The following is a 12,022-nucleotide window of genomic DNA, read 5'->3' as shown; positions in this document are numbered from 1 at the left end:
TCATACCGAGAAATTGTTGAGGTAGTGTGAAGACTATGTAAAGATTTTGTAAAATAAAAAAGTACTCTACTAAATTATAGAGTACTTGTCGTTTATTCGAAAATGTAATGAAGTGCTTTGATGGCTTGGTCGACTGTTTCAACAGTGGCACTAGATTTACGTGACAGTTCTTTAAGTGGATGATGATGCTCTTTGTTTCTAATAAGAATAAGTGGTTTGCCGAATGCAACGGCGGCGCTTGCGTCCATTGCAGTATTCCACTGCTTATACTGTTCGCCGAAAAGCGCGATGACAAGATCAGCTTTTTTCATCAATATCTCTGTTCGTAGATTGTTAAAACTTGAAGCAGCTGCATCTTTTAATATTGCATCTGGTTGTGTCCCTAAGATTTGTTCGCCAATATTATCAGACCGATCATGATCTTCCATTGGTCCTACAAAATCGATTGGTAATTTTAGTGCAGCCGCTTTCTGTTTGATTTCTTCACGCCAAGAAGTATGAATTTCTCCTGCAAGATAAACGCTTAATCGCATAATAAATCCCTCCTGTATGTATTTCTTTTATTATAACATTTATGCCCTTGAGATTGCTCAGAAATGCCCGTAAGCTTACAATAGTAAGTAGAGCAAGGAGTGAGTAACATGAAAACAGTTTGGCATAATGGATTAATTTATACAATGGAAAGCGAAGGCGTAACATTAGAGGCGTTATTGACTGACAACGGGAAAATAATAGAGACAGGCTCATATGAAGAAATGAAAACAAAGGCAAAAGCTGAGGTTGATCTGCAAGGGGCTGTTTTGTATCCGGGCTTTGTGGATAGTCATTTGCATATGATTGGCCATGGTGAAAAATTACTTAGTTTGGATTTGGCAAAGGCGACGTCATCAGATGAAATGCTGGATATGCTATATAACGCTTATCCAGGATTAAGTGTCGATGAGTGGTTCGTAGGAGAAGGTTGGAATGAAAATAGTTTTCCAGATAAGAAAATTTTTACTAGATATGAACTTGATAAAGTAACCGATTCTCCAATGGTCCTAAAGAGGGCGTGCCGTCATGCTGTATTAGCTAATTCAAAAGCTCTATTACTCGCAAGTATTACAAAAGATAGTCCAGATCCAATAGATGGCGTCATTGTAAGAGATGAAGACGGTGAGCCGACGGGGTATTTATTGGAAGGTGCACAGGATTTTGTATTAGGTTTGATATGCGAACAAACTGAAGAAACGCTGACACGCGCTTTGCGAAAATCGGTTAATGACATGCTTTCATTAGGACTAACGGGTGGCCATACGGATGACCTCGGTTATTACGGAGAATATGACAACCCATTACAAGCATTTAAAAATGTTATTAACGAAAAGAATAAGTTTCGTGCACACTTGCTGCTGAGACATAGTGTGTTTAAAAAGTTAATGGAGGATGGAGCTACTTATGATGAGCCTTGGATAGAACCAGGAGCGATGAAGTTTTTTGTCGACGGTGCACTTGGCGGTAAAACTGCACTTCTAAGCAAGCCTTATTCGGACGCCCCAGAAACGTCTGGTATGGCAGTACACTCTGATGAAGAATTAAGAGAATTGGTTGCACTAGCTAGATCATACGATGCAGCAATTGCGGTTCATGTAATTGGAGATGGTGCAGTGGAAAAAGCACTCGATGCAATTGAGGAAAATCCTGCACCGGCGGGAAAACGAGATCGTTTGATTCATGTCAACGTATTGCGTGATGATCTTGTTGAAAGAATGGAGAAGTTACCAATCATATTGGATATACAGCCTGCATTTGTTCCCTCAGATTTCCCGTGGGTAATGGAGCGTTTAGGAGAAGACCGTTTAGAATGGGCGTATGCTTGGAAAAAACTGCTAGATAAAGGTTTTATTTGCGGTGGGGGTTCTGACGCGCCAATTGAAGATGTCGACCCACTGTCTGGTATATACGCAGCAGTTACGAGACGTGAACCTGGTGAATCGCATGATGGTTATCTACCAGACGAAAAACTGAGCCGTTTTGAAGCGGTCGGATTATTTACGACGGGTAGTGCTGCAATAATAGGCAAATCAGAATCCCGTGGTAAACTTGCAGTTGGATTCGATGCAGACTTCACTGTGCTCGATAGAAATTTATTCAACGTTGAGGTTGAAGATATATTAACTGCGAAGGTCGTCATGACAGTCGTTGCTGGTGAAGTCATGTACGCTTGTAAATAATCTTATTTGATTAGTAAAAAGGAGGAATAAAATATGAACGGACAAAATCGTGATGATGTAAAACCTGGTTTAAAAGTGGCAGTTATCTTGAAAAAAGATCAGCGGTCAGGAATTAAAACTGAAGGGGTTGTTAAAGACTTACTGACAAACTCGAAGTTCCATCCACATGGTATTAAAGTTCGGCTTGAAGATGGACAAGTTGGACGCGTGTGCGAAATATTATAAGAAAAAAGCGTTTGGGTAAATGCCTGAGCGCTTTTTTGTTTGCTGAAAAATAATGAATAGAGCATATTTTTATCTTTACAACAGCTTTACAAAAAACGCACACTGGCTTAACACTTGTCCTTTAAAGTATGAAATGTAAGTAAGAAAAACAAAACAGCAAGCCTATATCAAGGGAGGAAAAAATCAATTGAAAATTAAAAAGGTTCTTTTATTCTTAGTAATCGCTGCACTAGCAGTAATGGTTGGAGCTTGTGGGGCAGATAAAGAAGGTACTGAAAAAGATGATGATAACGCAAATGTTGAAAAAACTGAAAGTAAAGTAGACAGCGCAAGTGAAACAACAGCGTTAGAAGGAAGCGTTGTTATTGACGGGTCTGGAACAGTTTATCCATTAATGGCTAGAATAGCAGAAGAATATATGGTGAATGAGCAAGAAGGCGTCTCTGTTGAAGTAAGCAGAGCAGGAACAGGAGCAGGATTTAAAAAATTCCTTGTAAATGAGGGAACAGACTTCAATGATGCTTCTCGTCATATTAAAGATGAAGAAGCAGCTGAAGCTGAAAAACTAGGTATTGAAGTTAAGGAATTAAAAGTAGCGCTAGACGGACTAACATTTGTAATCAATAAGGATAATGATTGGGCTACTGAATTAACAGCAGAACAATTAATAAGCATCTTTAAAGCAGACGGCGGCATTAAAAAATGGTCAGATATTAACCCGGAATGGCCAGATGAAGACATCAAGCCAATGGGGCCGAACGAAAACCACGGAACATATGAGTTTTTCTATGAAAGTATTTTAGATGAGCAAGATCTAGTAGATGGTGTCAATTTACAACAAGACTACTCAACACTCGTTAGTTTAGTTTCTGAAGATAAAAACGGCATTGCGTTCTTCGGATTTGGTTACTATGTGAACAATACAGATAAGTTACAGGCTGTTAATGTAGACTTCGGTAGTGGTTCAGTTGAGCCGGCATTAGATACTATTTCTGAAGATGGGGCCTATGCAGATTTTACTCGCCCAGTGTTCACTTATTTAAATGTTGATCATGCAAAAGCGAAACCACAAGTATTAGATTATGCTATTTATGCTTTAAACAACATAAATAAATTTGCTGGGGAAACTGGATTCGCACCAATCCCTGAAGAAGAAGTTAAAGAGAACATCTCTTTCTTAGAAGGTTTAAAGTAAAAAGGTCTTAATAAGGGTTGTCCTTTAAGTCTCTTATGACTTTCCGGACAGCTCCTTCTTTTAAATTTACGCGAGATGGAAGGAGCTTCATTGTAATATGAGCATTAATCATACAATTCCTAGAAAAACTGAAGATAGCATTAGAGAGTTGATTGATAAAAAGAGGAAAGATAGGAATTTCAGAAATACACTAGAGAGGCTAATTCCTATTATTCTTTTCATGATAGCTTCTGTCTCAATTTTGACGACTATCGGCATTATTTACACACTGTCGAAAGAAACTATTGAGTTTTTCAAGCGCGTTCCGATGAGCGAATTTTTCACAGGAACAGTGTTAAAACCATTGAGTCAAACGCCTGAATTCGGTGTACTCCCACTTCTGATGGGAACGATTACGTCGTCTCTCATAGCCATGCTTGTTGCGGCACCGATTGGTTTAATGACTGCGATTTATTTAAGTGAATATGCATCAGCTAAAGTTAAAAAAGTCGTCAAACCATTATTAGAAATTCTTGCGGGCATCCCGACGATTGTTTATGGTTTTTTCGCCTTTACATTTATTACGCCGTTATTGAAAGGTTTTATTCCGGGACTTGAAGCAACGAATATACTTAGTCCAGGTTTAGTAATGGGTGTCATGATTATACCGATGATTGCATCGTTATCTGAAGATGCGATGAGTTCAGTTCCGAATACGATGCGTGAAGGTGCTTTTGCTTTGGGCTCTACTAAACTAGAGGTGACAAGACGAGTTGTCATTCCAGCAGCATTGTCGGGAATTATTGCTTCTTTCATTTTAGGGATATCCCGTGCAATTGGCGAAACGATGATTGTGACGATTGCAAGTGGAAGTACAAAGAATTTCACATTTGATATTACACAGTCTATGCAGACGATGACCGCATATATCGTTGAAGTAACAGGCGGAGATGCTCCAGCAGGTTCAACAATCTATTACAGTTTATATGCGGTAGCGATGACGCTCTTTGTTTTCACACTTGTAATGAATTTCGTTGCAAGATATATCTCTAAGAGATTTAGGGAGGAGTATTAATATGAATAAAACAAACCAGAGACAAGTATTGAGAAGAATAAACTTTAGGTTGATGATTAATAACCTGGCGAAATTCATATTTTTATTATCCACACTCTTTGGGCTCTTAATTTTAGGAGTTTTAGTTTATAGGGTCATGGCTCAAGGAATAGGTTGGATAAACATGGACTTCCTTACCGGCAAACTTTCGACCCAACCAGCACGAGCGGGAATCATGGGTGCAATTCTCGGAACACTTTGGTTAATGGTGGTCGTTGCACCTGTAACGATGTTTTTAGGTGTAGGGACAGCTATTTACTTAGAATTATATGCGAAAAAAGGGCGGTTTCAAGCGCTGATTCAAACGAACATTTCGAACTTGGCAGGCGTTCCTTCAATTGTTTACGGTATTTTAGGAATGACTGTTTTTGTTAGAGCATTAAATTTTGGAAACATAGTATTAGCTGGCGGATTAACGATGTCGCTTTTAATTCTTCCAATTGTTATCGTGGCTAGCCAAGAAGCGCTTCGTGCTGTGCCAGGACACTTTGGTGAAGCATCTTACGGTATGGGTGCAACAAAATGGCAAACGATTAGGAATGTAATCTTACCAGTTGCTATACCAGGTATATTAACAGGGGCTATTCTTTCGTTATCACGTGCAATTGGAGAGACTGCGCCACTTGTAGTGATTGGAATACCAGCGCTATTATTGCCTTTTCCAGGCGGAATATTCGATAAATTTACAGTGCTACCAATGCAAATTTATTACTGGACGAGTGATTCCTCTTTAATGGCTGAATATGCGAACTTAGCAGCGGCAACGATTATCGTACTACTTCTAACTTTGATTATTTTAAACTCAATTGCAATTGTCATTCGAAATAAATTTCAACATAGATATTGATTTGAAACTATAAAAACGGTTATGGCCTAGCAAAAAAATGCTGGGTTATTACTATTTATTATTTGTTCTATTAATACTATTTATAGGAATAACAGCAGTGAAAGCAAGTACTTATTTCATTAGTTCCTTTATTTATAGAGTTTCGAATCTATTGTGAATATAAAAAGTTGAGTCGGAGGAAAGTAAATGGCCACTAGAAAACAAAAACTTGGATTTAAGATGAAGCATAAACTAATGACTGTCATGGTGGCTTGTTGTCTTTTTATCGTCATTATTATGGGGACGGTTAGTATAACAAAAAGTAAAGAGTTGCTTGAGGAGTATGCTTTTAATAACGCGAAACTATCCGTTGAAAACCACGCAAAGGACCTTAGCAGTACGATAGAAAAAATTGAATCCTCAGTTGATGGATTGGCAATGACAACCTTATTAATGTTGGATGACGTGGAATTGCTACAAACAAGTCCGGAATATGTGGGACAAATTCAAGAAGAAGTCAGACCAATTGCAAGACAATATGGGAAAGAAACAGATGGTGCAATGGCTGTTTATGTAAGATTTAATCCTGATTTTACGGAACCTACTTCGGGCCTTTTTCATGTAGATGTTTATAATGATGGGATTATGGATGAACTGGTGCCAACGGATTTTAGTCAATATGATCCAAGTGATATTGCGCATGTAGGTTGGTATTATACACCGATTAATGCTAAAGAGGCGACGTGGCTAGACCCTTATCATAATGATAATATTGATGTTGATATGATAAGTTATGTCGTACCCCTTTTTAAAGATGGTGTTGAAGTAGGCGTGGTTGGTATGGATATTAATTTTGATTTATTTACGAATGCTGTTGCCGAAATGAAACCAACCCCTAGTAGTTATGGCGCTTTACTGAATCGTGATTTAACATTTTTGATTCATCCTACATACGGGAATGAAAATACACTTGAAGATGTTCAAGCGGAGTTGTCTAAAAAAGTAGTAGAAGAACAATTAGCAGTCGTTTCGACACAAGTGGATGGAAATGAAGAAATCGTTTCATTTAGTCAGCTTTCAAATGGACATTATCTTCTTTTATCTTCACCTAAAAAAGAAGTATATAAGAGTGTTGATTTGATTAAAAAAATTATTTTAATAATTGCTTTAGTAAGTGTAGTTATAAGTATTATCGTGGCCTTATTATTAAGTAATAAAATGACAAAGCCTATACATAAATTAGTAGAAGATATGAAAAAAGTTCAAGATGGGGACCTAACGATTCAAACAGCAGTTATGAGTAAAGATGAAATTGGAGAAATCGCTTCAAACTTTAACCGAATGACGTCGCAGCTACATGAAATGGCATCAAATATTACGGGAATCTCCGGTAAAGTAATCGTGGCTTCTGCCGAATTATCACAGATATCTGAAGAAACGGCTGCGTCTTCTGAGGAAGTAACAACTTCTATAGAAGAAATGGCGTCAAGCAATGGGGAACAAGCATCGTACGTTCAAAAAGGTTCTGAAATTACCCGTCATTTATCAGACGAATGTGTTGAGTTGTCTAAGTCGACGGCTCATATTAATGTGATGACAGATCAGGTTTTAATTGAGCAAATAAAAGGCATTGAAGTTTTACAAAACTTAGTTAAGACTACAGAGAAAAATGAACAAGCAGCTGATCATATTGGACATGTGATCACACGTTTAAATGATAAAACGGCTAACATTGTAACTGTATTAGCAACTATACAAGCGATTGCCGATCAAACAAATTTACTTGCTTTAAATGCGGCGATAGAATCTGCCAGGGCAGGAGAAGCTGGTAAAGGCTTCGCCGTCGTGGCCAATGAAATTCGTTCACTCGCAACCCAGTCTAAAGAATCGACGGGCCATATCCGGAAAATTGTTGAAGAAATTTATAAAGATACGAGTCTGACAGTTGATGCAATGTCGGAAGTTCAAGAAACTACTTCGGAACAAACGATTGTTGTAGGTGTTGTTCAGCAATCCATTCATAATCTTTCAAAGTCAATCGAGAACATTAATGGGCTTATTAAAATTAATGTAAACACCATTTATGACATTACTGATGAGGCAAATCGATTGGCTACTGAAATTGAAAGCATCTCGGGTATTTCAGAGGAGCAAGCAGCAGCATCTACAGAAATTTCGAGCATCATGCAAAACCAAATGAAAGACATTGAAAAAGTAAGTATTTCCACTGCACAATTACACGAATTAATAAGTGACCTACAAGACACTGTGAGAAGTTTTAAATTGTGATGCGGTGTAAATGAGTTGAGTTATTAATGCATACCACAATCTATATGGTTGTGGTATTTTCATATGGATTTTTGCTTGAAAAGAGATTTTTGGGAGAGTGTTTCCAAAAGTGCGCAATGTGTGTGGCGGAACTTAGTAACAAATTTCTGAAAGTAATCACCGTATGTGGAAAACTAATCAACATCGGATGAAAAGCATGCAACGTTTTCCGGAGTATGCAACGAATTAGTAGAACTTATCAACGCAATCGGGGAACTAATCAACATTTGTTGAAAAGTACGCAACGTTTTCCGGAGTATGCAACGAATTAGTAGAACTTATCAACGCAATCGGGAAACTAATCAACATTGGTTGAAAAGTACGCAACGTTTTCCAGAGTATGCAACGAATTAGTAGAACTTATCAACGCAATCGGGGAACTAATCAACATTGGTTGAAAAGTACGCAACGTTTTCCGGAGTATGCAACGAATTAGTAGAACTTATCAACGCAATCGGGAAACTAATCAACATCGGTTGAAAAGTCTACAACGTTTTCCAGAGTATGCAACGAATTAGTAGAACTTATCAACGCAATCGGGGAACTAATCAACATTGGTTGAAAAGTACGCAACGTTTTCCAGAGTATGCAACGAATTAGTAGAACTTATCAACGCAATTTGGGAACTAATCAACATTGGTTGAAAAGCATGCAACGTTTTCCGTTTCTTATCAGCTAAATTTTACTTATTCAGAAACTACATATGAAAAGGTTGGCGGGGTGACTATTAATTATTTAGCGAATTTAAATTTGAAATCAGGTACATACGATTTGTTTTCACAGCGATGGGGAAAGTGCGTTGGAATTTGTGCGTGAAATTCCTACTGCGTTAATAAAAGAAGAAATTAAAATCTGAAAGGTTAGTGATTTTTAAAGTAAGTAGTAAGAAATAGGAATGGCAGACTATAAATTGCCATTCCATTAACTCATATAACCTTAGAAGGCATTTTGGTTTCAGAATAAAGGTAATTACTACCCGGTAACTGTTTGCATCGCTTTTTCAATAGACTTGCCTTTTCTGCTAAATCAAAAATCGATTTATAATGACTCTTTTTAATACACGCAATTGATATAGATAATAGAGGGAAATACTCACTCTCACCATGTCGATTCTTCGAAAGAATCTGTCCTTTAGCAAGGTCCTGTTCATAATAATAGTTTTTAATAGAGTCATCAAATCTTTTAATTACTTGTTCGCAATACGTGGAACTATCTTCAGATGACACGACCATAATAAAATCGTCCCCACCAATATGGCCGACAAAGTCATTACTAGACGCAGTTTGTTTTAAAATGTCTGCGAGTTTCATAAGAACTCTATCACCCTTTTCAAAACCATAAACATCATTGTAAGGTTTAAAATTATCAATATCAAAATAGAGAACGCAATATTCTCCAGGGGTAGCAACACATTTTTGAAGATGCTGCTCTATAATTAAATTCCCCGGAAGTTCAGTTAGTGGATTTAAATGCTTCGCATAATCAATTTCGATTTGCATCGTCTTCTCTAGTAAATCTTTGACCGTAACAATCCCTAAGTACTTGTCATCTTTAGTAACGGTTATAAAATCATACAAATGTTCTGGATCCCTCATCATGGCAATTTTTGATACGACATTAATTGGCGTACATGCATCGACAATGATGAAGTTATTACTCATTATTGTGGATATTTTCTTTTTATGATACAAACTGTATCCGTATGGACCACTCAATTTTAAATTCAGTTGATTACGCGTAATGACGCCAACTAACATACCATTCTCTGTAATACAAAATCCTGGATAAGTATAATTTCCTGCTACTAAATTTGTAACATCGCCAATAAGCATGTCGCCATCTATCATTTCTAATGGCGTAGAAATATATTCAATATTAGTAGAAAGTACTCTATTGGCTGCTTTGCTGAATTTGCGTTTATTTTCCATTGCAATGATTTCATACAAATCCCGTCGAATGGGGTGGAGCTCGGATTCAGGCTTTTGAATATAGTAACCTTGTCCGAAATGTGCACCAAGATTGATAACGGTAAGCAGTTCGGATTTCGTTTCAATGCCTTCCGCTATGATGCGAATATCTGCTAGATTAGCAAACTCACACAAGCTTTTAACAAGCGATTGCTTCGTTTTATCCGTATCAATATCGCGAATTAACTTCATATCTAGCTTCATGAAGTTTGGGTGTATATCGGTAATAATATTTAGTCCAGAATAACCAGAACCGACGTCATCTATTGCTACTTGGTAAGATTGATTTTTATAATGTTCAACGGTTTTTTTAAAATCAGGTAAATTGTTAATGGCTTCTTTTTCAGTAATCTCAAAAATAATTTTTTCTGCATCAATGTCATATCTGCTTAAATATTCTTTTGTAAAACCTTGTTTGAACTTCTCTTCGCTCATAATATTTGGATTAACGTTTAGAAACAGTTTTCCTGCTGTTTGTAAACGATGAGCCGCCTCTAATGCCTTTGATCGGCATAAATACTCCAATTCCCATAATTGATCGTGTTCCATTGCATAAGTAAATAACTCCTCTGGTGAGGCTAAAACCGTATTTTTTGGCCCCCGACTCAATGCTTCATTCCCAAATAAAGAGCCGTCCTTAAGTGAAATGATTGGCTGAAATACAGTTTGAATCGTTCTTTCCTTTAATATATGTGAGAAAAGTTCATGTAAAGCGTCACTGACAATCTTCATTAGCAAAGTCCCTCCTATACAAATAGGCCCATAGATATACACTAATGAATTTTGGCCAAAGTATATACATGGTTTGGGTTAAGTTATTGTAAAGATTTAGTTAAAGTTAATTCCTTCTAATTAAAATCAAACTCCCAAAACTGGATAGCCCTTTGAAACTAAAAAGTCTATCCAAGAATTGCTTTGCATAGGCTAGAAATGATCTAAATAATTTGAATGGAGTGAAGAGACTACCTTACACAGATAATTACGAACGAGACACATACGGAATTATAGATTTTGGGTTAGAAATAACTTCGAACATGGTGAGTTTTTTGATAGGGAAATTAGTCACCATGAATTAGCACTTGCGCATGAAAATGCTCAAATGGTAAAGCAAATGGGAGATACTACTGGTTTTAATAACAGTAGTACCTTTTATGATCTAATGTGTTTATAGCTTAGCTTATAAAATAAGATGAAAATTTCTGTCTCAACCTCCTTTTACTATTACAGCAACATCAGGTGTATCTGTAAAAATACCATCTACCCCCATTTGAATCATCTCTTTCATAATGTCCGCATCATTTATGACAAACGGATGAATATGAAGACCTTCCCCATGTAAACGATTGACCAATTCCTTTGTAACGAGTTCTTGATTCACCCCAATGCCAGAAGCATATTGTCCTAACTGGCTAATTTCTTTATTGGAAATCCCGTTAATTTTTTGACTATACAATTTGACGAGTGGAATTGACGGCTCTAATTCAAATACCCTCTTCAAGCTATTCTCGCTATACGACTGGACAATAACTTTAGGAAACTCATCCACACGATTTATCAAATTATGCTCTGAAAGTTGGTGAATAAGTTCCTCTTCCATTCCTGGCGTAGCATTGAGTGATTTAATCTCAATGTAGTAATTTACCTCATCTTTAAAATAGGAAAGAATTTCTCCAAGTTCGGGAACAGGCAATACCTCGTACGTAGGGGAGGCCAAATCTGGGTGTAAGTTATTAAAGATAAATCCTGGAGAAAACCCTTGTAAATCCTTAAAATTAAGATTTGCAACTGCATGTTCATTCCCGTCAATTAATACATTTTTTTCATGTAAGGCGACAAGTTTACCATCTTTCGTCATATGTAAATCGAGTTCAATATAATCGGCTTCCATTGAAACAGCAAGTTCATACGCAAGCATTGTGTGTTCAGGCAAATAAGCAGAAGCACCGCGGTGGGCGATGACTAAGAAGTTATCAGTTGGTAAAGGGGCGCGCTTAATTGGCTCTATTGAACAACTTAGTAGTATAAATAAGCATATGAATAGTAGGAATCTCTTCATGAATAAGCACACCATCCTTGTTAAATAGTAAAAAAATTGGAATATTTTGCAATAAATAAAGGGGTTTATTAAACTATAGCGAAAGGGGTATATAGGATAATTGATTTAGCAAGATAATA

Annotated in this window: 10 protein-coding genes; 7 read left to right on the top strand and 3 right to left on the bottom strand. The window is 37.0% G+C overall.

Annotation, left to right across the window (positions count from 1 at the left end; genetic code table 11):
* Positions 1–92 precede the first annotated feature (92 nt).
* The gene (locus AC3RV6_RS17250; protein ID WP_489747189.1) at positions 93–533 is read right to left on the bottom strand and encodes a YtoQ family protein; all 441 of its coding nucleotides are present in this window, start codon (positions 531–533) and stop codon (positions 93–95) included.
* Between the two features lie 108 nt (positions 534–641).
* Between AC3RV6_RS17250 and AC3RV6_RS17245 the strand changes: the two genes are divergently transcribed.
* The 7 genes from AC3RV6_RS17245 to AC3RV6_RS17215 all read left to right on the top strand — a co-directional run bounded on the left by AC3RV6_RS17245 (position 642) and on the right by AC3RV6_RS17215 (position 8,736).
* Positions 642–2,213 carry an amidohydrolase gene (locus AC3RV6_RS17245; protein ID WP_489747188.1) on the top strand — a complete coding sequence of 524 codons (1,572 nt, stop codon included), beginning with the start codon at positions 642–644 and terminating at the stop codon, positions 2,211–2,213.
* 33 nt (positions 2,214–2,246) lie between these two features.
* A complete protein-coding gene (locus AC3RV6_RS17240) occupies positions 2,247–2,438 on the top strand; it encodes a YwbE family protein (RefSeq protein WP_489747187.1) in 192 nt (63 codons plus the stop codon).
* 187 nt (positions 2,439–2,625) lie between these two features.
* A complete protein-coding gene (locus tag AC3RV6_RS17235) occupies positions 2,626–3,633 on the top strand; it encodes a PstS family phosphate ABC transporter substrate-binding protein (RefSeq protein WP_489747186.1) in 1,008 nt (335 codons plus the stop codon).
* 97 nt (positions 3,634–3,730) lie between these two features.
* Positions 3,731–4,687, top strand: a complete 957-nt coding sequence (pstC, locus tag AC3RV6_RS17230) for a phosphate ABC transporter permease subunit PstC (protein ID WP_489747185.1) — start codon at positions 3,731–3,733, stop codon at positions 4,685–4,687.
* A 1-nt stretch (position 4,688) separates the two neighbouring features.
* Complete coding sequence (gene pstA / locus AC3RV6_RS17225; RefSeq protein ID WP_489747184.1) at positions 4,689–5,573, top strand: phosphate ABC transporter permease PstA; 885 nt, start codon at positions 4,689–4,691, stop codon at positions 5,571–5,573.
* Positions 5,574–5,759: 186 nt separating this feature from the next.
* Complete coding sequence (locus AC3RV6_RS17220; RefSeq protein ID WP_489747183.1) at positions 5,760–7,841, top strand: methyl-accepting chemotaxis protein; 2,082 nt, start codon at positions 5,760–5,762, stop codon at positions 7,839–7,841.
* Positions 7,842–8,649: 808 nt separating this feature from the next.
* Positions 8,650–8,736: a hypothetical protein gene (locus tag AC3RV6_RS17215; RefSeq protein WP_489749298.1), complete on the top strand. Its 87-nt coding sequence runs from the start codon at positions 8,650–8,652 to the stop codon at positions 8,734–8,736.
* 70 nt (positions 8,737–8,806) lie between these two features.
* Here the strand turns inward: AC3RV6_RS17215 and AC3RV6_RS17210 are convergent, their stop codons facing one another.
* Together AC3RV6_RS17210 and AC3RV6_RS17205 are read right to left on the bottom strand one after the other, a co-directional pair.
* The gene (locus tag AC3RV6_RS17210) at positions 8,807–10,579 is read right to left on the bottom strand and encodes a GGDEF domain-containing protein (RefSeq protein ID WP_489747182.1); all 1,773 of its coding nucleotides are present in this window, start codon (positions 10,577–10,579) and stop codon (positions 8,807–8,809) included.
* 472 nt (positions 10,580–11,051) lie between these two features.
* Entirely contained in the window at positions 11,052–11,903 is an 852-nt protein-coding gene (locus AC3RV6_RS17205) for a glycerophosphodiester phosphodiesterase family protein (protein WP_489747181.1), read from the bottom strand.
* Between the last annotated feature and the right edge of the window lie 119 nt (positions 11,904–12,022).

The sequence above is a fragment of the Sporosarcina sp. So3-204 genome (genome assembly GCF_058068165.1).
The sequence above is the reverse complement of the archived record's forward strand: the minus strand, read 5'-3'. Positions and strand labels throughout refer to the sequence as shown.